General features: G+C 70.6%; 18 protein-coding genes. 4 read left to right on the top strand and 14 right to left on the bottom strand.

Annotated elements, in window-relative coordinates; all coding sequences use genetic code 11:
- Positions 1-43 precede the first annotated feature (43 nt).
- From ABT367_RS20820 to ABT367_RS20795, 6 genes are all read right to left on the bottom strand, one after another.
- A complete protein-coding gene (locus tag ABT367_RS20820; RefSeq protein ID WP_352254559.1) occupies positions 44-769 on the bottom strand; it encodes a DNA alkylation repair protein in 726 nt (241 codons plus the stop codon).
- Positions 770-874: 105 nt separating this feature from the next.
- Entirely contained in the window at positions 875-2,032 is a 1,158-nt protein-coding gene (locus ABT367_RS20815; RefSeq protein WP_352254558.1) for an ROK family transcriptional regulator, read from the bottom strand.
- A 118-nt stretch (positions 2,033-2,150) separates the two neighbouring features.
- A complete protein-coding gene (locus tag ABT367_RS20810) occupies positions 2,151-3,650 on the bottom strand; it encodes a glycoside hydrolase family 36 protein (protein WP_352254557.1) in 1,500 nt (499 codons plus the stop codon).
- Positions 3,651-3,721: 71 nt separating this feature from the next.
- Positions 3,722-5,068, bottom strand: a complete 1,347-nt coding sequence (locus tag ABT367_RS20805) for an ABC transporter substrate-binding protein (RefSeq protein ID WP_352254556.1) — start codon at positions 5,066-5,068, stop codon at positions 3,722-3,724.
- A gap of 69 nt (positions 5,069-5,137) precedes the next feature.
- A complete protein-coding gene (locus ABT367_RS20800) occupies positions 5,138-6,034 on the bottom strand; it encodes a carbohydrate ABC transporter permease (RefSeq protein ID WP_352254555.1) in 897 nt (298 codons plus the stop codon).
- A 13-nt stretch (positions 6,035-6,047) separates the two neighbouring features.
- On the bottom strand, positions 6,048-7,001 hold the full coding sequence (locus ABT367_RS20795; RefSeq protein WP_352254554.1) for a carbohydrate ABC transporter permease: 954 nt from the start codon (positions 6,999-7,001) through the stop codon (positions 6,048-6,050).
- A gap of 169 nt (positions 7,002-7,170) precedes the next feature.
- Between ABT367_RS20795 and ABT367_RS20790 the strand changes: the two genes are divergently transcribed.
- On the top strand, positions 7,171-9,183 hold the full coding sequence (locus ABT367_RS20790; RefSeq protein WP_352254553.1) for a DUF4832 domain-containing protein: 2,013 nt from the start codon (positions 7,171-7,173) through the stop codon (positions 9,181-9,183).
- Between the two features lie 92 nt (positions 9,184-9,275).
- Positions 9,276-10,472, top strand: coding sequence for a Gfo/Idh/MocA family protein (locus tag ABT367_RS20785; RefSeq protein ID WP_352254552.1), 1,197 nt, complete (start codon positions 9,276-9,278; stop codon positions 10,470-10,472).
- 73 nt (positions 10,473-10,545) lie between these two features.
- On the opposite strand, the gene ABT367_RS20780 is transcribed toward ABT367_RS20785, so the two are convergent.
- The 6 genes from ABT367_RS20780 to ABT367_RS20755 all read right to left on the bottom strand — a co-directional run bounded on the left by ABT367_RS20780 (position 10,546) and on the right by ABT367_RS20755 (position 16,934).
- Positions 10,546-11,856: an alpha-glucosidase/alpha-galactosidase gene (locus ABT367_RS20780; RefSeq protein WP_352254579.1), complete on the bottom strand. Its 1,311-nt coding sequence runs from the start codon at positions 11,854-11,856 to the stop codon at positions 10,546-10,548.
- Positions 11,857-11,870: 14 nt separating this feature from the next.
- Entirely contained in the window at positions 11,871-12,821 is a 951-nt protein-coding gene (locus ABT367_RS20775) for a carbohydrate kinase family protein (RefSeq protein WP_352254551.1), read from the bottom strand.
- Positions 12,822-12,849: 28 nt separating this feature from the next.
- Entirely contained in the window at positions 12,850-13,734 is an 885-nt protein-coding gene (locus ABT367_RS20770) for a carbohydrate ABC transporter permease (protein WP_352254550.1), read from the bottom strand.
- Entirely contained in the window at positions 13,731-14,675 is a 945-nt protein-coding gene (locus ABT367_RS20765) for a carbohydrate ABC transporter permease (protein ID WP_352254549.1), read from the bottom strand. The genes ABT367_RS20770 and ABT367_RS20765 overlap by 4 nt, the downstream gene beginning before the upstream one ends.
- A gap of 9 nt (positions 14,676-14,684) precedes the next feature.
- Positions 14,685-16,016 carry an ABC transporter substrate-binding protein gene (locus ABT367_RS20760; protein ID WP_352254548.1) on the bottom strand — a complete coding sequence of 444 codons (1,332 nt, stop codon included), beginning with the start codon at positions 16,014-16,016 and terminating at the stop codon, positions 14,685-14,687.
- 99 nt (positions 16,017-16,115) lie between these two features.
- Positions 16,116-16,934 (bottom strand): endo alpha-1,4 polygalactosaminidase, encoded by an 819-nt coding sequence (locus ABT367_RS20755; protein WP_352254547.1) that lies wholly within the window; start codon positions 16,932-16,934, stop codon positions 16,116-16,118.
- A 267-nt stretch (positions 16,935-17,201) separates the two neighbouring features.
- On the opposite strand from ABT367_RS20755, the gene ABT367_RS20750 reads away from it, so the two are divergent.
- Entirely contained in the window at positions 17,202-17,960 is a 759-nt protein-coding gene (locus ABT367_RS20750; protein WP_352254546.1) for a DeoR/GlpR family DNA-binding transcription regulator, read from the top strand.
- A 44-nt stretch (positions 17,961-18,004) separates the two neighbouring features.
- On the opposite strand, the gene ABT367_RS20745 is transcribed toward ABT367_RS20750, so the two are convergent.
- On the bottom strand, positions 18,005-18,994 hold the full coding sequence (locus ABT367_RS20745) for a hypothetical protein (RefSeq protein WP_352254545.1): 990 nt from the start codon (positions 18,992-18,994) through the stop codon (positions 18,005-18,007).
- A gap of 111 nt (positions 18,995-19,105) precedes the next feature.
- Positions 19,106-20,170 (bottom strand): LacI family DNA-binding transcriptional regulator, encoded by a 1,065-nt coding sequence (locus ABT367_RS20740; RefSeq protein ID WP_352254544.1) that lies wholly within the window; start codon positions 20,168-20,170, stop codon positions 19,106-19,108.
- A gap of 350 nt (positions 20,171-20,520) precedes the next feature.
- On the opposite strand from ABT367_RS20740, the gene ABT367_RS20735 reads away from it, so the two are divergent.
- Positions 20,521-21,077 (top strand): MFS transporter (locus tag ABT367_RS20735; RefSeq protein WP_352254543.1); only part of this gene is annotated, 557 nt, incomplete at its 3' end.

Here is a 21,077-nt window from a genome sequence, read left to right as displayed (position 1 = left end):
AGGAACCGAAGTGGGCAAGCGCACGTTGCCGCCCGCGTGCGCGTCAGCGGGCAAGGCCCAGGTAGTGGGCGCGCAGCTCCTTTTCGAGGTGCTCGACCGCGTCCCGCAGCAACGGGCGCGGGGCCGTGGCCGCGTGGCGGTCGAGGAAGGCGAGCAGCCGGTCGCGGTCGTGCTTGCCCGCCTCCCTGAGCATCCCGCCGACGACCTTCTGCACGAGGTCGTGCGGGTCGTGCACGAGCAACTCGGCCAGCTCGTAGGTGTCGTCGAGCTCGCCCTTGCGCAGCAGGTACAAGGTGGCGAACATCGCGATGCGCCGCTCCCACCACCGCGGGGACCCCGCGAGGTCCCTGAGTACGGTGCGGGGCTCGTCGAAGTCGTGGAGGTAGGCGCCGATCACCTGGTGGGCGCTGACGTCCACCAGGTCCCAGGTGTTGATGGCGTCGGTGCGCCGCAGATAGAGCTCGTACAGTTCGCGGCGGCGGTCCTGGCCGGTCTTCTTGTGCAGCGCCTGCTTGCCCATGATGCTCACGGCGCCGACACGCACCTCGTGGACGGGACTGTCGAGGAGCCGGTCGATCTCCCGCGGCGCGAGCTCGATGAACTCCTTGGCCAGCGTGAACACACTGCCCATACGCACCCCGAGGAGCAGGTCCTCCTCGGCCCTGCCCCGGCCCGGTTGCAGCGCCCGGTGCAGCTGAGCCCGGCGCTCGGGCGTGGCGAGTTCCGTGAGGCGCCCGGCGAACTGATCGGCGGTGAGTGCGGTGGGCATGGAGCTCCTCACGTAGGCGAGGTTCTTCGAGGGGCCGCGGCGTGCCCGCCGAATCCAACCCGCGGCGTGCCCGCCGAATCTATCCCCGCAGCGTGCCCGCCGAACCTATCCCCGCGGTGCGCGGGGCGCCGCGAGTTCCGCGCTGAGCATGCGGTTGTCGATGTCGTCGAGGGCCAGGCGCAGTCCGCCCAGGGCCACGCTCTCGTCGCCGAGGGTGGAGGTGCGCAGCTCGGGAAGGCGCAGGCAGTGCTTGGTGAGTTCGCGTTGCAAGGGGTCGAGGATGATGTCCGCGGACCGCGAGAAGCCGCCGCCGAGGACCACGATCTCGGGGTCGAGGGCGAGCACCAACGCCGCGACGCCGACGGCGAGATCCCGCGTATACCGGCGTACGGCCGTCTTCGCCTCGCGGTTGCCCTCGCGGGCGGCCTGGAACACCCATGCGGCAGCCTCTCCCGGCCGGGCGCTCGCGGGCACTCCCGGGCAGGCGGCCAGGTGCCCGGGGGCATCGAGCCAGCGGACCGCCTTGAGCGCACCGATCTCGCCCGCCGCGCCGCCGTGGCCGCGGCGCAGGGTGCCGTCGAGGATGAGGCCCGCCCCGGTACGGATGCCGGCGAGCAGGTACACGATGTCGTCCGCGTCCTGCGCCACGCCCTTCCAGCGCTCGGCCACCGCGGCGAGTTTGCAGTCGTTCTCGACCTGGATGGGGCAGCGGAACCGGCCGGCGAGATGGCCGGCCGGGTCGGCCTCGCCCCAGCCCGGCAGGGGTGTGAACAGGGAGGTACGGCCGCTCGCGTCGACCGGTCCGGTCACGCCGACGGTCAGGCCCCAGATGTCGGACTCGGTCATGCCGGCCGCGGCCAGGAGCTCGTCGATGGTCTCGTCGACCGTCGCGAGCCGGGCGGCGGGGTCCGCGTCCGGGTCGGCGGGCCGGCGCACGGTCCTGACCAGATTGCCCTCGAGATCGCTCAGCATCACCAGGACCTTGTGCACCCCGATGTCGATGCCGAGCGCATGGCCGGCGTCGGCGCGGAAGCGGTAGCGGCGGGCCGGACGCCCCACCACGCTCTTGGCGCCCGGTTCCTCCACCGCGGCCCAGCCGTCGGTGACCAGTGCCTGCACCAGAACGTCGACGGCGGGACGGGACAGGCCCGTCCGGCCGGCGAGTTCGGTGACGGTCGAGGGCGGGTTGCCGCGCAGCGCCCACACGATGGACAGCTGGTTCATCTCGCGCATCCGGGACAGGTCGGTGCCCGTGGTCGCCATGCTGGTCTACTCCCTGGTGGGGATCGCGCGGTACCCGCCGCTGGATATCGCTGGGCAGTTTACTAATTCCCGAGGGGCGCCCGGGAGAATCCCTGGAGCCGGCCCCGGGCCGATCGTGTCAGGAGATCGGATAGCGCTGCTGCGCCTCCGGCTCCACGGCCGGTGTGAAGTCGACCTCGCGCCCGTCCAGCGCGAACCGGTACCGGCCGAGCCTGCGGATCTCCGGCGCGGCCGCCAAGTACTCGGTGAGCGCCTGGAGTTCATCGGGGTGCAGCCAGCCCGGCGGGTCCGAGACCGCACGGAAGCCGCAGATGTCGGCGAGGTCGCGCAGCCAGCTCTGCTGATGCTCCGTGAGGAGATTGAGCCGGCTGCGGAAGTACACGACGTCCGGGTCGACTTCGAGCAGCGGCGACTGCCACAGCCGGTGCAGGGTGTTGACCACGGCGTTGCGGGCCAGTGCGTCGGAGGGGTCCTGGGTCGCGTAATGCTCCCACTGGGGTGCGACATCGGGTCCGCTGCGGATGCCGTCGAGCAGTCCGAGCGAAGGCAGCAACGGCGCCCCGCTGCCGAGGAGATAGGTGTCGGGACCGGCCGCCTCCCGGATGATCTCCAGACCGAGCCGGTACGCCTCCTCGCGCCCGACCCCCGAGGCGCGGACGCCCGGGGCCGCGGCGGCGCCGATGAAGTCGGCCTTGAGGTAGCCGAACCCCCAGTCCTGGGTGATCCGCCGGATCATCTCGCGTACGTGGTCCTGGGCGGCGGGCCGGGTGAGGTCGAGCGCGTAGTAGCCGGTCCCCCAGTTGTGCCCGGTGACCACCGGTTCGCCGTCCGCGCCGCGCAGCAGCAACTCCGGCCGCTCGCGGGCGGTTTCGGAGTCGGGGAGCGCGATGAACGGGGCGATCCACAGGCCGGCACGCAGCCCCGCGTCGTTGATGCGGTCCACCAACGCCCGCATTCCGGAGGGGAATTTGTCATTGGCGTGCCAGTCCCCCACGGCCCGCTCCCAGCCGTCGTCCACCTGCACGACGTCGAAGGGCAGTCCGCGCAGGGCGGTGATGTCCTTGGTGAGCAGTTCCTCGGTGATGTTCTCGTAGTACGCGTACCAGCTGCACCACACGTTGCCGGCCCGCTTGGTGCTGCGCCCCAGGCGCTCGGCGAGCTGTGCCACGTACGCCCCGAAGACCTCCTCCTCGGTGCCGTACGCGAGGAACCAGGGCGCGCCCGCGGACTCGTACCAGCCGACGAGGGTGTCCTGGTCGGCGGCCAGGCGCGGTACGTCGAGGCCGAGTGCGCCGAGCAGCAGGATCCGGCCGTCGGGGCCCTCCAGCGCGGCGAGGGCGGAGGAGTGGTGGCGGGCGGGGTCGTCCCAGACCGTGTCGTCGGCGGTCAGCCGGCGCTCGGCGCTTTCGATGCGCAGCGGCGCCTCGGAGAGCCGGCGCCATCCGCACGGGCTCCAGGAGTTGTGTCCGTGCCGGTAGAAGAGTGCGTCGCCGAGACCGTGCAGCACGGCGACGCGTCCGGGCGGCAGCAGCAGTCCGCCGTCGACGGGCCGTGGGGCTCCGTCGCCTTCGAGTTCGACGGCGAAGGTGTGTGCGCCGACGTCCAGGAGCTGGGCCATGGATCTCCTTGCATCTGTACGGGAGGGAGCGGGCGGCAGGCACGCCCTGCCGCCCCTGCTGGTGAAGTGCGTTACTTGAAGAGGCCGTTGACCTTGTCGTTGACGCCCTTCATGGCCGGACCGGGCTGCGCCTGCCCGAGGATCACCGACTGGACGGCGTCCTGCACGAGCGGGTTGATCTCGGTGCCGTGCTCGGTGACGGGCAGCAGGAAGGTGCTGTTCTTGTCGGCGGCCACGTCGGTGAACGCCTTGACGTCACGGCCGGCCGCCTTGTGGGCCGCGAGGGCCTGCTCCGTACCGGACTTGAGGGCGGGGAAGACCACGGCCCGGGCGCCGACCTTGTTCTGGCACTCGGGCGAGGCGAGGAACTTGACCCACTTCCAGGCCTCCTCCTTGTGCTCGGTGCCCGCCCAGATCGCGTCGGAGAGTCCGTTGAGGGAGCTCTTGCGGCCCTCGGGGCCCGCGGGCAGCGGAGCGAAGGCGAACCTGTCCTTCGCCTTGGGGTCGGTGAACGTGGAGATGGTCCAGGAACCCACGATGGTGATCGCGCCCTTGCCGGCGGTGACCAGCTCGGCGTTGGCCACCTCCGACTGCTTGTCGAAGCCCGGCGCGTACCCCTTGTCGATGATGTGCCGGAACCAGGCGAGGGTCTCGGCGAGCTTGGGGTCGTCGTAGTTGTAGTGCGTGCCCCAGGGGTTCTTGTCGAGATACGTGAAGCCGTTCGCGGCGGCCAGCGGGCCCCAGCCGTTCTGACCGGTCGAGCCGTCCTTCCACTCGGGCAGATAGCCGTACGTCTTCACGTGCTTCTTGTCGAAGCCGGGATCGAGTCCGTTGCGTCCCTTGCTGTCGACCGTGGCCTTGGCTATCACCTGCTCCAAGGTGCCGCCGTCGTCCGCGTTCCAGGTCAGGTCGGCGACGTCCGCGGCGGAGACGCCCTGCTTCTCCAGGTGGGCGGTGTCGTAGACCAGCGCCATGCTGTCCCAGTCCTTCGGCAGCCCGTAGCGCTTGCCGTCCTTGACCCAGACCTCGGCAAGACCGGACTGGTAGCCGGACAGATCGACCTTGTCCCGGTCGACCAGCGGCTGCACGTCCAGGAGTTGGCCGTTGGTCGCGAACTGCGGGTAGTACGTGCTCTGGTTCGTCCACACGTCCGGGGCGTCGCCGGAGGCCAGCTGGGTGGTGAGGTTCTGCCAGTACTGGTTCCAGGCCGTCTGCGTGATCTTCACGCCGATGTCCGGGTTGGCCTTCTCGAAGGCGTCCGCGCACTCCTTGTACGCGGGGAGCTGCTTGTCGTCCCAGAGCCAGTAGTCGAGCGTGGTCTTGCCTCCTGCGCTGTCGGAACCCCCGCAGGAAACGAGACCCGCGGTGGCGGCCAGGCACAGCAGGGCTGCGCCCGCGCGCCGGTATGTGGATCGCATGATGGCGAACCTCTCTGAAGGATTGGGTTACGGGAGGGCGTGGGTGAGGGCGGTACTGCGGCAGAGCGGTTACTTGATCCCGGTGAAGTTGAGCGACTCCACCAGGCGGCGCCCCACGAGGATCAGGAGCAGGAGCACGGGCAGCACCGACAGCGCCGAGCCGGCCATGAGACCGGTCCAGTCGGGCTGGGTGTTGGGCGACTGCTGCAGGAAGACGCCGAGCGCGACCGTGAGCACCCGGGTCTCCTCATCGCGGCCGCTCAGGAGCGGCCAGAGGTAGTCCTTCCAGGCCCACACCGTGGTCGTCAGACCGATGGTGATCAGCGGGCCGCGGCTCATCGGCATCACCACCCGCCAGAACACGCCCCAGGGTCCGACCCCGTCGAGTACGGCCGCCTCCTCCACCTCGCGCGGGATGGAGAGGAAGAACTGCCGCAGGAAGAAGACGGCGAACGGGGTCATCAGGAGGGTGGGCGCGACCATGCCGGTGAAGGTGTTCAGCCAGCCGAGGTTCTTGACCAGGACGAAGTTGGGCAGCAGCGTGAAGATCGGCGGCACCATGAGCGCGGCGATCAGCACGCCGAACACCGCGTCACGTCCCGGGAACCTGAGCCGCGCGAAGGCGTACCCGGCCATCGCGCAGAACAGCGTCTGCAGTCCGGCGATCAGACCGCTGTAGACCACCGAGTTGAGCAGATAGCGCAGGAAGTCCACCTGGGCGCCGGATCCGCCGGCGGCGACGGCCTCCTCCTGGCTGGTCAGACCGAGCACCCGCAGAAAGTTGATCATCGTGGGGTGCTCGGGTACGAGGCCCGTGGAGTCGGAGTACAGGTCGGCCGCCGGCGTGAGGGCGGTGCGGATCATCCAGTAGAACGGGAAGAGGGTCGCGACGAGGGCGAGGAAGAGCAGGGTCCACGCGGCGATCCGGCCCGGCGTGGGCTTCCTGCGGATACGGGTGCTGGTCATGGTGTCCGTCTCCTCAGGCCAGGTCCGAGCGGGAGGCCCGCAGCAGGCGCATCTGCACCGCGGTGAGCACGCCGAGCAGCAGCGCGAGGATCACCGCGACGGCCGAGGCGTAGCCCATGTGGAACTGGGCGAAGGCCTGTTCGTAGATGTAGTAGTAGATGACCCGGGTGGCGCCCATCGGCCCGCCCCGGGTGGTGACCGCGATGGTGTCGAAGATCTGGAACGAGCCGATCAGCGAGACCACCAGGACGAGGGCGAGCACGGGCCGAAGCAGCGGCAGGGTGATCCGGCTGAACATCCGCCATTCCCCGGCCCCGTCGAGGGATGCGCTCTCGTAGAGGTGCTCGGGGACCTGCAGCATTCCGGCGTACAGGAGCAGGGCCGTGTAGCCCGTGTACGCCCAGGTGTTGATCGCCGCCATGGTCGGCATGGCCAGACCGGGCGAGTTGAAGAAGCCGGTGGTCCCCACGCCCAGGACTTCGAGGATGTGGTTGAAGAAGCCCAGGTTGGTGTCGAGCAGCCACAGCCAGATGAGACCCACGGTGACATTGGGCACCAGCCACGGCACGAGCAGCATCGCCCGCAGCGCCACCGACCGGGTCAGCCGGTGCATCAGGGTGGCCAGGAGCAGGGCGAGCAGGGTCTGTGAGCCGATGTTGAGGACCACGTAGTAGGCGGTGACCTTCAGGGCGTTCCAGAACTGCTCGTCGCCGATCAGCTGCGTGTAGTTCTCCGCGCCGACGAAGTTCGGCGGGGCGAGCATGTTGTAGTCGGTGAGCGAGTAGTGGACGCCGCGGATCGTCGGATACGCGTAGAAGACCAGGAAGCCGAGCAGCGCCGGGGCCAGGAACAGCCAGGCCGCCTTGCGGTCGTCACGCCGCCTGCCTGGCCTTTTCGGCTCCTTGACCGCGGCGGACCGTATGCCGGGGCTCTGGCCCGGCGGCGCAACTGCCGTCTTGGCGCCCATGGTTACGCCTCCGAAGAGATCTCGTGCCGCACCTCTTGTCAGTGCCGCGCCGTGCACACATATTGATGAGCAACAGCGAAAGTTTGTCAATGCTGGCGCATAAACCCGGTGACGATCCGGGCTCACGGAACCGACCTGCAACTCCCCCCGTCCACTTGGAGGTTGATCCATGCGTACGTCCCTGCGCAGACGCGGCAGAGGGCTCTCGGCAGCCCTGTGTGCCGCGGCCGCGGCGCTCGCCCTGGTGGCGCTGCCCGCCGGCGCCCAGGCCGCGGACCCCGACGCACAGGCCCGTAAGAAGGCACCGGCCGTCACAGCGGCGGGAGTTCCCGAGCGCCCGGCACCCGGACCGAGCCCCGACCCCGCGCTCCCGGTGCACGCCCTCGCCCCCGCCGACTCCCCCGTGGACAATCCGCTCAAGGGCTTCGCCCGCTTCTACCAGCCCGGCGGCAACCAGAACGCCGGCTACCCGCACTCCCTGACCTGGGCGTACTTCGGCCTCTCGGAGGTCATGAACAGCGCATCGAACTGCGGGAGTTACGACTGGGGCGTGCTCGACAGCGCCCTGCAGGAGATCGCGCAGGCCGGCCATCAGGCGGCGATCCGCTTCTACATGGAGTATCCGGGCGGCACCGGCACCCACCCCGCGAACGCCATCCCGCCCTGCTTCGCCGGGCACGTCGCCAACCGTGAGAACACCTACTGGGGCACCACGAGCCCCGACTACGACAGCCCGTATCTGCGCACCGCGCTCAAGGACTTCATCGCCGCGTTCGGCGCGCGCTACGACGGCGATCCGCGCCTGGGCTACATCCACCTGGGCCTGGTCGGCCTGTGGGGCGAGTGGCACACCTGGCCCTACGACACGGACACGGGCGGCGACTCGTACCCGAACTACATGCCGACCGACGCGAACGGCGCCGAGCTGATCAACGCGTACAACAACGCCTTCAAGAAGACCCGTCTGGAAGTCCGCTACCCCGAATCCGCGGGCGGTGCGGCCAACAGCCTCCCGGCCATCGGCTACCACGACGACTCCTTCTGCTACCGCGAGGGCAGTCCGGCGGCCGGCGTGACCCTGCCGGTCTCGATGGGCGGAGCTCCCTGGGCCCAGTTGCAGAAGGCCCTCGAACAGGGCGTGGAGAACAAGTGGACCACCGCCTCCATGGGCGGTGAGGTGCGGCCGGAGATCCAGAGCACCGCGTTCGCCGACTGGCCCGGCGGCACCGGTTCCGTGGACAACATGAAGGCGTGCATCGAGCTGGAGCACACCACATGGAAGATCAACGAGCGCAGTGGCGAGTACGCCGCCTCCGATCCCAAGGTGGCCGCCGCGGTCCGGCTCATGGGGTACGACCTCGGCGTCAGGAACGCGTACTTCCACGGCACGGCCCAGGGCAGCACCAAGGTGGGCGTGCAGATCGGCAACAACGGTGTGGCGCCCTTCTACTACCCCTGGGAGGTCAGCCTCGGCCTGAAGGACGCCGACGGGAACCTGGTCAAGACCTGGAAGACCTCCTGGGATCTGCGCAAGGTCATGCCGTTGAAGATCCGCGCGTTCCCGGACTGGGGTGTCGGCTCCGACCCCACGTATCTGGACTACGGCCGCCCGTACTACTTCGACACGACGGTGGACCTCTCGGCCGTGGCCGCGGGCGACTACCAGCTGGTCATGAAGGCCAAGAACCCCCTGGAGGACGTGAGTTCGGCGGCCAAGAAGCTGCGGTTCGCCAATGCCGGGCAGCAGGCGGACGGCTGGCTCGGCCTCGGGGACATGAGCGTCGGCGCGGGCCAGGGCAACGATCCGAAGAGCTATGAGGCCGAGTCAGCCGGCAACACCCTCGCGGGCGGCGCCGTCACCGCCGAGTGCGCCGGCTGCTCCGGTGGCGCCAAGGTCGGCTATCTGGGCAACGGAGCGACGCTCACGTTCAACGGTGTCGACGGCGGCAGCGGCGGTACGCGCACGGTGACCGTGCACTACGCGACCGCGACGGCCCGCAGCGCCACCGTCCGGGCCAACGACGGCACGGCAGGGACCGTCCAGTTCGGCCCGACTGCCGACTGGTGGACGACCTCGACGGCCACCGTGCAGCTGAACCTGCAGGCGGGCACGGGCAATCGCATCACCATCGCCAACCCGTCGGGCTGGGCACCCGACATCGACCGGATCACGGTCGGCTGATCCGTCTGCGCCCCGGCGCGCCGGCCGCCCCCTCCCCGGGGCGTCCGGCGCGCCCTCGAACTCGCCCCACCGTTCAGAAAGGCAGGCATCCGATGACCGGCACCTCCCCCGACCTGCGCCTGGGCGTACTCGGCTACGGGCTGCGCGGCTCGCTCGCCCGGCTCGCGCACCGGCCGGGCAGCGGGTCGCGAGTGGTCGCGCTGGCCGACCACGACGAGGCCGTACGGGACCGGGCCGCCAAGGACTTCCCTGGCGCGCGGATCACCGGCGACCACAGGGAGGTGATCGGCCACCCGGACGTCGAAGCGGTCCTCGTCCTCACCCCGGACCACACCCATGCGGACCTTGCCTGTGCGGCACTGCGCGCGGGCAGGCCCGTGTTCGTGGAGAAGCCCCTCGACATCACGGTCGAACGCTGCGACTTGGTGCTGCGGACCGCCCGCGCGACGGGCACACGGCTGTATGTCGGCCACAACATGCGGCACATGCCGGTCGTCCGGCTGATGCGCGACCTCATCGCGCGGGGTGGGATCGGCACGGTCAGGACGGTGTGGGTACGGCACTTCGTGGGGTACGGAGGGGACTGGTACTTCAAGGACTGGCACGCCGAACGCCGGTTCACGACAGGCCTGTTGCTGCAGAAGGCCGCCCATGACCTCGACGTACTGCACTGGCTCGCGGGCGGGTACACACGGCAGGTGCAGGCCCTCGGCGAGCTCATGGTGTACGGGGATGTGCCGCACCGGCGGGCTCCGGGCGAGCCCAAGTCCGCGGACTGGTACACCGAGGACGGGCACTGGCCACCGCACACCCAGCGCGGCCTCAACCCGGTGATCGACGTGGAGGACGTCTCCCTGGTCAACCTGCGCCTGGACAACGGCGTGCTGGCGGCCTACCAGCAGTGCCATTTCACGCCGGACTACTGGCGCAACTACACCGTCATCGGCGACGCGGGCCGCCTGGAGAACTTCGGCGACGGCCCGGGCTCGGTGGTGAAGGTGTGGAACGCCCGCCGCTCGGAGTACCGGGGCGAGGCCGACGCCGCGTACACGGTGCCCGACGCCGGGGACGACGCCGGGCATGCCGGCGCCGATCCCCTGATCGTGGCGGAGTTCGTACGGTTCGCCCGCGAGGGCGGCCGCACCGACACCTCCCCGGTCGCGGCGCGGATGGCCGTGGCGGCGGGCGCGGGCGCCACGGAGTCGCTGCGGGACGGCGGCACACCGCGCTCCGTCCCCGACCTCGACGCGGACCTCATCACGTATTTCGAGCGAGGTCAGCGCGCCTGAGCGCCAGCCGCCGAGCAGCGAGGGCAGTGCACCCGGGCCTCAGCCGCCCAGCCAGAGGCTGCACACCCGGGCCTCAGTCGCCGAGCAGCGCCCGCAGTCCCGGCTGCAGCCGCTCGCCGTGCGCCCGCACCATGTCGTCGCACAGCTGCCAGATCCGCTGGACGGGGAGCGCGGCGGCCGTGGCCGGGTCGGTCATGGCGGCGTGCCGTATGCGCCGTGGTTCGTCCTCCAGCGCAGCCCGCACCACCAGATCGTTCGTGCTCAGATACGTGCGGTTGAGCGCCGCCAGCTGGGGCGGCAGCGCGCCGATCCGGGTGGGCTGGACACCGGAGGCGTCGACCAGGCAGGGCACTTCGACGACTCCGTGTGCGGGCAGGTTGTCGATCAGACCGTGGTTGGGGACGTTTCCGTAGACGGTGCGCGGCGTGCCGGTGACGACGCTGTGGATGATCTGCGGGGCGTACTCCATCGTGCCCTCGACGGCCAGCGGCTCGCCGGAGGCGAGTGCTTCCTTCGTACGGTGGTACTGGGCCACGTTGTCGTCGACGATCCCGACGTACGCGCCGATCGGCAGCCGCAGGCGCTCCACCTCGCTGTCGTGGCGCAGGTACCAGGGCACGTACTCGCTGGAGTGCTCACTGGTCTCGGTCGGGTAGAAGCCGAGGCGCCGGTACATGTCGACGCGCACCCGGCGCCTCAACTGGGCGTCGGACGCGATCAGTTCGTCGAGGAGCGGGTAGAGGTCGCGGCCTTCGTGCTCGAAGCGCAGGACCCAGGCCTGGTGGTTGACCCCGGCGGCCCGGTAGGTGAGCTCCTCGTACGGGACGTTCACGAGCTTGGCCAGGTCCTGCATCGTCCAGTAGACCGAGTGGCACAGGCCCACGACGTTGGTGAGACCGGTGGCGGCGGTGAGGTACTGGACGTTCATGGCCATGGGGTTGGTGTAGTTGAGCAGCCACGCGTCCGGGCACATCTCGGCGATGTCCTCACCGAGTTCCGCGAGGAACGGGAACGTGCGCAGGGCGCGGAAGATGCCGCCGATGCCGAGCGTGTCGCCGATGGTCTGGCGAATCCCGTAGCCGGCGGGGACGTCGAAGTCGGTGCGGGTGGCCTCGCCCATGCCGATCTGCACGATGTTGATGACGAAGTCGGCGTCCGCGAGGGCCGCACGGCGGTCGGTGTGCGCGGTGACGGTGGCGTGGGCGTCCCGGTGGCGCGCTATGTAGGCGGCGGCCGCCTGCGCGGTGGTCAGACGCTCGGGGTCGATGTCGTGCAGGGCGATATGGACGTCCCGCAGCTCCGGGAAGGCGAAGAGGTCGGCGAGCAGGCCCTGGGTGAAGACGACGCTGCCGGCGCCGATGAAGGCGATCTTCGGACGGTTCATACGGCTGGTGGGGCTCATGCGAGGGGTGCTCCGGTACGGGTGAGGTGGGTGAGGGCCTCGTCCCAGGTGGGCTGGGCCGTGGTGCCGCCGTGGGCCCGGGTGGACAGGGCGCCGCAGACGACGGCGAACTCGAGTGCCTCCTGCGGTGGTCGACCGTCCAGCGTCGCGGCGACGAAGCCGGCGTCGAAGCTGTCGCCCGCGCCGACCGTGTCCGTGACCTCGACCGGCAGGCCGGGTGCGGAGTACGAGGTGCGGCCGTCGTGGCACAGTGCGCCGCCCGCGCCGTTCTTGACCACGGTCAACGGGCCGCGCGCGGCGAGGAGTTGGGCCGCCGCCTGCACGCCGGTCGCGCCGGGGCCCGCGAGGCGCAGAGCTTCCTGGGCGTTGGGCAGCAGGATGTCGGTCTCCGCCAGCACGGCGTCGAGCCCCTGCCACCGGTCGGCCGGGTCGTCCTGGGTGTCGAGGGAGGTCGTCGCGCCGTGGGCGTGCGCGGTGCGCAGGACGCCGGGCAGGTCGGCGGCCAGGCGCGGCTGCAGGAAGTACGAGGAGGCGTGGACGTGCCGGCTGTCGGCGAGGAGTCCGTCGGGGATGTCCGCGCCGCTGATCGCTCCGAGCGTGCCGGGTGAGGTGAGGACGGCCCGGTCGTCGCCCCGGGTGAGGACGACGGTCAGCGGGGTGGGCCGGTCGGGGTCCATGCTCAGTCCACGGGTGTCGACGCCGCGCGCGGCGAGGGTGTCCCGCAGATAGCGCCCGGCGTCGTCGTCCCCGACGCGGCCCGCGAAGGCCACCCGCAGGCCGAGGCGCGCGGCCCCGCAGGCCATGATCGCGGCCGAGCCGCCGAGGGTGAACGAGCCCGATTCCACGAGCTGTTCCCGCTGTCCGAAGGCGAGGGGTGCGGTGAGCGGGCCGAGGATCACATCGGGGTTGGCGTCCCCGACGACGAGCAGGTCGTACTGGTGCGGCATGGAGATCCTTCTCGTACGGGAAAGGGGCTCAGCCCTTCAGGCCGGTGGAGGTGAGGGAGCGGATGAACGTCTTCTGCGCGGCGAGGAAGGCGAGCAGCACCGGCAGAACGGTGATCACATTCCCGGCCATCACCGCGGACCACCGGGTGTGGTGCTGCCCCTGGAACGTGGTCAGGCCCAGCTGCAGCGTGTACTGGGTGTCGTGATTGATCGCGATCAGCGGCCAGGACAGGTCGTTCCACGTGGTCAGGAAGGTGAGGACGGCGACGGTGGCGAGCGCGGGACGGGCGAGCGGCAGCACGATCGACCACAGCACCCGCAGCCGGGAGCAGCCGTCCATCCACGCGGCCTCCTCCAGCTCCCGTGGCAGCGAGAGGAAGAACTGCCTCAGGAGGAACACCGCGAACGGTGTGACCAGGGACGGCACGATCAACGCGCCCAGGGTGTCGATGAGTCCGAGCTGCTTCATCACCAGGAAGGTGGGGATCATCGTCAGCTGGAACGGGACCGCCATGGTGGCCAGCATCAGCACGAGCAGCGCCCGCGAGCCACGGAACCGCATCCGGGCGAAGGCATAGCCGCCGAGTGCCCCGAAGACGAGGTTCGAGGCGACCGCGACCCCCGAGACGATCAGGGAGTTGAGCAGCCAGCGCGGGAACATCGCGTTGCCGAGGACGTAGCGGTAGCCGCCGAGGTCCAGGTCGGAGGGCCAAAGGGCGGGCGGAAAGCGGTTGATCTCGGCGTCGCTCATCACCGAGCTGACAAGGAGCCAGAGCAGCGGCAGCGCGAACAGCAGGGCGAGCGGTGCGAGCAGCAAGTGCCAAGCGCTGAACGGGAGTCGGATACGGCGGTGGGCGACGGTGGTGTCGGCGGCGGGACGCCGGGTGGCCTCGGGCAGGGCGGTGAGGGTCATGAGGCGGCTGCTTCCGTACGGGCGCGGCCACGGACGGCCCGCAGCAGCACGGCCATCACGAACAGCGCCAGGGCGAGGACGTACGCGGCGGCGGCTCCGTATCCCGCGGTGAAGTTCTTGAACGCCTGCTCCCAGATGAAGTAGACGATCACCGTGGTCGAGCCGAGCGGACCGCCCTTGGTGGTCACATACACCAGGTCGAAGACCTGAAGGGCCTGGATGGTCTGCCACAGGAGCAGGAACACGCTCACCGGGGTGAGCGCCGGCAGGGTGACGTGGCGCAGGAGGTGCCGGCGCCGGGCTCCGTCCAGGCGGGCCGCCTCGATCAGCTCCTGGGGCACGTCCTGCAGCGCCGCCAGATAGACGACCGTGCACAGACCGGTGCCGCTCCACAGGGTGATGGCGACCAGGACGTACAGGGCCTGGGAGGGGTCGGTGAGGAAGCCCTGGGCGGAGACGCCGAGATGGTGCAGGACCGAGTTGGCCGCGCCGAACTCGGGATCGAGGACGAAGGAGAACAGCACGCCCTGGGCGGTGGCCGAGACGACGAACGGGACGAAGAACAGGGTGCGGTACAGCCCCACGAAACGGATCCTGCGGTTGAGCACCAGGGCGAGCGCGAGACCGGCCACGATGCTCAAGGGCACGTACAGGAGCGTGTAGACGAGGGTGTTCCGTACGGCCTCGTGGAAGTGCGGGTCCTGCGCCAGGGCACGGTAGTTGTCCAGACCGACCCAGCGGCTGGGGGTGACCAGGTCGCTGGCGCGGAAGGAGAGCAGCAGCGACCAGAGCACCGGGACCACGCTGAGGCCGAGGATGACGAGCACGGCCGGCGAGACGAAGGCCCAGGCGGTGGCGGCCTCGGCGCGGCGCCGTCGGCGCAGACCACGGCTGACTGCACGGTCGGGTGGCAGGGTCAGGGGTGTGGGAAGTCTCGGCATCAGGGGTCCTCAACGCGGTATCAGAAGGGCGGCGTTGGCGTCTTCGGCGCAGGTGCGGATCGCCGCCGCGGGCGTGGCGCGGCCGAGCAGCACGGAGACGATGGCCTCTCCAAGGGCCTGGGAGATACGGGGGTACGCGGGGTGCACGGGACGCACCCGGGCCGAGGTCAGCGCCTCGGTGAACACGGGCATGCCCGGTGTGCCGGTGGCATGCTGCCGCCAGGCGGGGCTCTTCTCGCTGCCGCTGCTCAGCGGCAGGCTGCCGGCCTCCACGTCCCAACGGCTGTCCTGGGCGGGCTGAGTGAGCCAGGTGACGAAGGTGCGGGCGGCCTCGGCGCGGGCCTCGCCGTTGTCGAAGACCGTCCAGGTGTCCGGGCCCGAGATGGTGACGGCGGTGCCGTCGAAGGTGGGCAGCGGCACCACGTGGTAGTCGAGCTTCGCCTGGGTGATGTCCGGCAGCTGCCAGGGCCCGGTGGGCACCATGGCCATCCGTCCGGACAGGAACACCTTGTACATCTGCTCGCTGCCGGGCTTCGGGTCCACGTACACGCTCTTGTCTCGCACCAGGTCACGTACGACCTCCAGGGCCCGTACGCCTTCCTCGGCGAAGCCGATGTGCTTGCCGTCCTCGGCGATCACCTCGCCGCCCGCGCCCCAGATCAGGGGCCACAGGCGCCACACCGTGTCCTCGTCCCCGGTGCCGGGCCAGCCGGTGCCGAAGCGGCCTCTGTCCGCGTCGGTGAGACGGCGCGCAAGGTCTGTGAACTCGGCCCAGGTCCAGCCCGGTTCGGGCAGGTCGAGGCCGGCCTCGGCGAACAGTTTCTTGTTGCAGACCATGGCCAGGCAGTCGACCATCGCCGGCACCGCACGGACCCGGCCGTTGATGGTGACCGCCTCGCGGGCCGACGGCCAGTAGCTGGTCCAGGGCGTGGGGCCGCCGCGTACGTGCTCGGTGAGATCGACTACCTGCGGGCTGCGGGCGATGCTCGCCAGGTCGGAGCCGAAGATGAACGCCACGTCGGGGTAGGCCCCCGAGGCGAGCGCCGCGGTGACCTTCTGCAGCATGGCGTCGGCGAGCACGCCACCGCCCAGGTCGACATGGATACGGGGGTGGGTGCGATGGAACTCGGCGACCAGGTCCTTGATCACCTTCAGTGCGGTGTCCGTCTGGCCGTGCCAGAGCTGGATGGTGACGCTGCCGTCGGCACCGACCCCGTCGGACGCGCCGCCGGCGCAGCCGGAGAGCGCGACGGGGAGTGCGCCCGCGAGCGCCGCCGCCGAACCGGCGCGCAGCACGCTGCGGCGGGCCGGCGCTCCGGGTCCACGGGGTGCTGCGGTCATGGCTGCCTCCAAGGGGTTCGCGGTTCGCAGGGGCGGGCATGTCCGTGGGCACGCCGGACGGTGTGCCCACGGATCCGTGCCCTTACAGGGGAATGACGGTCAGCAGGTCTGGCGCAGATACCCGCTGCTGCCCGCGGGTGAGACGTCCACGTCGCGGCGGACGATGCTCAGCTGATCGCCCCACCCGTCGCAGGCCTTGCGCAGCCCGCTCGCGCTGTACTCGACGACGACCACGTGGTCGCCGTACTCGGCGGTGAACTCACCGCACTCGTTGTACGCGCCGCACTCCTCGACCACGGCGAAGTCGAGGCCGGTCTCCTTGCCCACGCCGGCGAGTTCGGCGGTGTTCTTCTGGGCGATCGCGAGTCCGTTGCCGTGGGCGCGGTCGGCGAGCAGGGCCATGAAGGCCTTCGCGTGGTTCGCCGTGAGGTGGTCCGGGAAGCGCGTGAACGTGTCGTAGTTGTCCGGCTCGACGGCCTGGAACCCCTTGTCCGCGCAGCCGTCGATCCACGCGCCCACCTTGGCGGCGATGCGCTGCCGCTTGTCGGCCGTGCGCAGGTCCAGGACGGCCTCGCCCCAGTCGCCGTCGTAGACGACCTCGCCGTCGCCGTCCCGCAGAAGCAGGTCGTCGTCCCACTCCCCCTCGGCGCCGGGCTGCGCCTGGAAGGCGTTCACGTAGCAGATGTTGTACAGGCCGGGGGCCGGGGACGCTTCGTGGTCACGGCTGACCACCCGCACCCCGGACGGCGGGGTGTACGCCCCGCCGATCTGGTAGTCGAAGCCGGCGTGCGGCGGCGGCAGCGGCACCGCCGCCGCCCCGGCCGATGCCGTCGACGGGAGAAGGAGACAGACGGCCGCGCCGGCCGCGAGGGCGGCACCCGCCGCCGTGTACTTGCTCGACACACGATTGAGGCTCATCGCAGAGCTCCACATGTGGAGGGCACGTCCCCGCCTCGGACCCTCAACGGTCCTGGCGACTCAGTCCGGGCTCGTGGCAATGGCCACCTACCGGCTAGGCGTACCTCTGCGCCGAGGTTCGACATCGGCGTGCCAGGGAGTAAATCGAGCGCGGACTGCCGTGTCAAGAGACAGAACTTGAGCGATCAGTCCTCAACTCGCGCAGATTCGCGCATCATTCTTGCTCATACGGGGACCGCGGGAGCCGCCCGGGACTATGCTCACCGCGTGCTGAGAAGCGACCGTCACCTGCGGATACTCGAGCTCGTCGCCGCGCATGGCAGCGCGGACGTCGGCCGGCTCGCCCTGCTGCTCGGCGTCTCGCAGGCCACCGTGCGCCGGGATCTGCAGCAGTTGAGCGAGCAGCGCCTCGTGGAGCGCACCCACGGAGGTGCGGTACGCGGGGGCCTGAGCCTCGAACTGCCCTTGCAGCACCGCCTGGACCAGCGCTCCCCGCAGAAACTGGCCATCGCCCGTGCGGCCGCCGATCTCGTCCCTGCGGGTGCGGTCGTCGGTCTCACGGGCGGCAGCACCACCAGCGAGGTGGCCCGGCTCCTCGCCGAGCGCGGCCCCGTCACGATCGTCACCAACGCGGTCAACATCGCCGCCTCGATGGTGCTGCACCCGGAGGTCACGCTGATCGTCATCGGCGGCACCGCGCGCAAGGAGAGTTACGAACTGGTCGGCCCCATCGCCGAGAAGACCCTCGCCGACCACCACACCGACATCGCCTTCCTGGGCGTGGACGGCATCAGCGCGGCCCACGGCTGCACCACCCACGACCAGCTGGAAGCCGCGACCGACCGCGCCTTCGCGCACCATGCCGGCAGCACGGTCGTGGTCGCGGACCACACCAAGCTCGGCCGCACGACCTTCGCGAAGATCTGCCCCCTGTCCGCCGTGCACACCCTCATCACGGATTCGGGCGCTCCTGAGGGCGAGTTGACGGCGATCGGCGAGGCGGGGGTGCGGGTCAGGGTGGTGTGAGGCGGCGGGCGGGGCAGGACGTACCGCCCCGCCCGCCGCGCACATCAGCCCCGCGCCAACGCGATCGAGCCGGCCAGCCGGTCGCCCGCCTCGTAGATCATGTACGGGACTCCGCCGTCCGTGCCGAAGCACGGTGCGGCCGCGCGGCCGCTCTCCGGGGCCGCGGAGCTGGAGTCGTAGAAGACCCCGAGGTGGTTGCGGCGGGTGAAGTCGTTGCCCACCTCGGTGATCAGGATGTTGCCGCCGCTGGACTTGTCCGTGTGGTAGACGACGTAGGTGCTGCCGTCACGTGTCAGCAGGTGCGCACCGGACACGTTGACCGCACCGACCGCCGCGTGGTCGATCAGCGGCTCGGCGGCGAACTGCCAGTCCCGCCCGTCCGGCGACCAACCCCAGCCGATGTCGCGGTGGTTGGTGGTGTCGTTGCGCATGAAGACCATGACGTAGCGGGCGCCCCGGCTCGGCAGATCGTGCCGGAAGACGCGGGCGTACGAGGCCTCGGTGGTGCCGGACGGCAGCATCGACGTGGTGAGGACCGTCTTGTCGTACGTGAAGTGGATGCCGTCCTTGGAGCGGGCCAGGCGCGTGGTGGTGTTCTCGCCGTGGAAGTACAGCCACAGCTCGCGGTGTTCGGCGTTCCACATCACGTGCGGGGACGAGACATGGCTGACCTTGTAGTGCGGGGACCAGTCGTTCTTCACGATCGGGTTGTTCGCGTACTCGGTGTACGGGCCCTCGAGGCGGTCCGCGTACGCGAGGCAGATGCCGCCGGGGGCGTCGTGGGGCGCGTAGTAGAGGTAGTAACGGCCCAGCGGTGAGGACAACTTGTCGTACACGCCGCGGACGCACGGGAAGATGATCTCGCCCGTGGGGTTGTACTCGAGCTGCGAAGGCGTCAGGAGAGTGCGGACGTAGCGGTAGTCGGGGAAGCCTCCCGGTGCGGCGAGTGCCGGGCGGGCGCCGAGGGCGCCGAAGGCGAGTGCGGTGCCTGAGGTCAGGGTGGTCTGCAGGAAACGGCGACGGTCGAACGACATGGGTGCGGCTCCTTCGTCGGTTGGGCAGGCGTGCGGGCGTGGGTGGGTCAGGGCGTGCGGGCGCGCCACAGCGCATGGGCTGCGGAACGCGTCGGATGAGGTGCTGTTCGGTTACGTGGCCGGTGCCCGGCCGGCCGTAAGGCCCGGCCTGAACTCGCAAGGCACCAGCGGCGAGTAGTCGGCCTCGCCGGCGGTCAGCAGGGCCGTGAGCGTGCGTACGGCGGCAGCGCCGAGCTCCGCCTTGGGGATGTCGAAGCCGGTCGGTTCCAGGTGGTGGGCCAGATCGGCGGGCGGTGAGCCGAGCAGGGCGAGCGAGACCTCCGCGGGCGCGGTGAGACCGGCCTCCTCGACGGCCGTGAGCAGTGCCCGCCAGACGGCGCAGGTGTCGGTCTCCTCGGCCACGAACGCGGTGATGCCCGCGGCGAGTCGAGCCCGTACCCAGTCGCCGGTGATCTCGGCCGCGGGGTCGGCGGCGCGGACCACGCCGCCGGAGAGCCCGGCCTGCGCGAGCGCGCCCCGGAATCCACGTTCCCGGTCCGTGGAGGCCAGCGCCTCGTCGGTCTCGCACACGAGCGCCATGCCGCGGTGGCCGAGGTCCGCGAGCCTTCGTACGACTTCGGCGGTGGCCTCGGCGTAGTCGGCGCCGACCCAGGCGAGACCGTCGAGTTCGTCGCGGCGGCCGATGTGCACGGCGGGGTAGCCCTGTTCGACGAGCCGGCGCAGCTCGTCGGCCGGGACATGCCGCCCGAGGAACAGGCACCCGTCGGCGAGCCGCACCCGGTCGAGCGAGTCCGTCCGGCCGCCCTGGGCGGGCGCGGAGCTCGAGCCGGTGAACAGGACCAGGTCGTAGCCGCGGGCCACGGCCTCCTGCTCGACTCCGACGAGGATCGGGTAGTACGAGTGCGCCACGTCCGTCGGGAACGTGGCGGTGAAGCTGAACACCCCGAGCAGATCGTTGCGGGCGGCGGCGAGGCGCTGCGCGGCGGGGTCGGGTGCGTACCCCAGCTGCCGTGCCGCCTGGAGCACTCGGGCGCGGGTGTCCGGGTGGAGCGCGATGCCCTGCTTGTTGCCGCTGAGCACCAGCGACACCGTGGTCTGCGAAACCCCGGCGAGGCGGGCCACCTCCGCCTGGCGCGGACGCCCCCGCCGAGCCTTCGCCAACCGGACCTCGGCCATGCTCGACTCCCCTGACTAATGCGCATTAGCCTCCGACCGCGCGCTGGGCGCCGTCGACTGCTTGCGGATGAGACCGAACCTTGCCGCCGGGGTGAAAGCACCGTCAAGGGGGCTGTGAAGCTAATGCCTGACTAATAGTGGCCAGGCACGATTCCCGCTGGTGACGGCACGGACGGCACCGTCAACTCCCGCCGGTGGCGGCACGGACGGCACCGTCAACTCCCGCCGGTGGCCGGCACGGACGGCGCCGTCAACTCCCGCCGGTGGCGGCACGGGTGGCACCGGCATCCGGACCGTGTACGGCAGGACATCACCTTGCCCGTGGCGGGGCCGCCCCCTAGGTTCCCGGCATGGCCCAGGCGACCGGCTCGCAGCCCACCGAACCCACCGCCTGGAGACCGCGGTTGGTCACCCGGCCGCTTCTGATCCGCTGCGTCTCGGTCATCGGGGCGTCCGCGAGCTACTACCTGCTGCTGTCGGTCGTGCCCTTGTACGCACAGGCCTCCGGCGGCAGCGGCGACACCGCCGGTCTCACCACCGGCGCGCTGATGTTCGCCACGGTCGCCGGCGTCCTGCTCAGCCCCGTCCTGACCGCCCGCTTCGGCAATCGTCCGACGCTCGCGGCGGGCCTGTTCCTGCTGGGTGCTCCGGCGCTGCTGCTGCCCGCCTCCGGACAGATCGGCTGGATCGTCGCGCTCTGTCTCGTCCGCGGTCTCGGCTTCGCCCTGACGCTCGTCGCGGGCAGCGCGCTGACGGTGCCGCTGATCCCGCCGGAGCGCAGAGGTGAAGGGCTCGCGCTGCTCGGTGTCGTGGCCGGGGTGCCGATGCTGGCCGCGCTGCCCCTGGGCGTGTGGCTCGCGGCACGTACCCGGGGCGGCCACGGACACCGGCACGTACCCGGTGCGGG

This window comes from Streptomyces mesophilus (assembly GCF_040300965.1).
In the GTDB taxonomy this organism is placed as follows: Bacteria; Actinomycetota; Actinomycetes; order Streptomycetales; family Streptomycetaceae; genus Streptomyces; species Streptomyces mesophilus_A.
The sequence above is the reverse complement of the archived record's forward strand: the minus strand, read 5'-3'. Positions and strand labels throughout refer to the sequence as shown.

Excerpts from the sequence above, each read along its gene's own strand:
- ABT367_RS20820 (WP_352254559.1), bottom strand. The coding sequence starts at position 769 with ATGCCCACCGCACTCACCGCCGATCAGTTCGCCGGGCGCCTCACGGAA.
- ABT367_RS20815 (WP_352254558.1), bottom strand. The coding sequence starts at position 2,032 with ATGGCGACCACGGGCACCGACCTGTCCCGGATGCGCGAGATGAACCAG.
- ABT367_RS20810 (WP_352254557.1), bottom strand. The coding sequence starts at position 3,650 with ATGGCCCAGCTCCTGGACGTCGGCGCACACACCTTCGCCGTCGAACTC.
- ABT367_RS20805 (WP_352254556.1), bottom strand. The coding sequence starts at position 5,068 with ATGCGATCCACATACCGGCGCGCGGGCGCAGCCCTGCTGTGCCTGGCC.
- ABT367_RS20800 (WP_352254555.1), bottom strand. The coding sequence starts at position 6,034 with ATGACCAGCACCCGTATCCGCAGGAAGCCCACGCCGGGCCGGATCGCC.
- ABT367_RS20795 (WP_352254554.1), bottom strand. The coding sequence starts at position 7,001 with ATGGGCGCCAAGACGGCAGTTGCGCCGCCGGGCCAGAGCCCCGGCATA.
- ABT367_RS20790 (WP_352254553.1), top strand. The coding sequence starts at position 7,171 with ATGCGTACGTCCCTGCGCAGACGCGGCAGAGGGCTCTCGGCAGCCCTG.
- ABT367_RS20785 (WP_352254552.1), top strand. The coding sequence starts at position 9,276 with ATGACCGGCACCTCCCCCGACCTGCGCCTGGGCGTACTCGGCTACGGG.
- ABT367_RS20780 (WP_352254579.1), bottom strand. The coding sequence starts at position 11,856 with ATGAACCGTCCGAAGATCGCCTTCATCGGCGCCGGCAGCGTCGTCTTC.
- ABT367_RS20775 (WP_352254551.1), bottom strand. The coding sequence starts at position 12,821 with ATGCCGCACCAGTACGACCTGCTCGTCGTCGGGGACGCCAACCCCGAT.
- ABT367_RS20770 (WP_352254550.1), bottom strand. The coding sequence starts at position 13,734 with ATGACCCTCACCGCCCTGCCCGAGGCCACCCGGCGTCCCGCCGCCGAC.
- ABT367_RS20765 (WP_352254549.1), bottom strand. The coding sequence starts at position 14,675 with ATGCCGAGACTTCCCACACCCCTGACCCTGCCACCCGACCGTGCAGTC.
- ABT367_RS20760 (WP_352254548.1), bottom strand. The coding sequence starts at position 16,016 with ATGACCGCAGCACCCCGTGGACCCGGAGCGCCGGCCCGCCGCAGCGTG.
- ABT367_RS20755 (WP_352254547.1), bottom strand. The coding sequence starts at position 16,934 with ATGAGCCTCAATCGTGTGTCGAGCAAGTACACGGCGGCGGGTGCCGCC.
- ABT367_RS20745 (WP_352254545.1), bottom strand. The coding sequence starts at position 18,994 with ATGTCGTTCGACCGTCGCCGTTTCCTGCAGACCACCCTGACCTCAGGC.
- ABT367_RS20740 (WP_352254544.1), bottom strand. The coding sequence starts at position 20,170 with ATGGCCGAGGTCCGGTTGGCGAAGGCTCGGCGGGGGCGTCCGCGCCAG.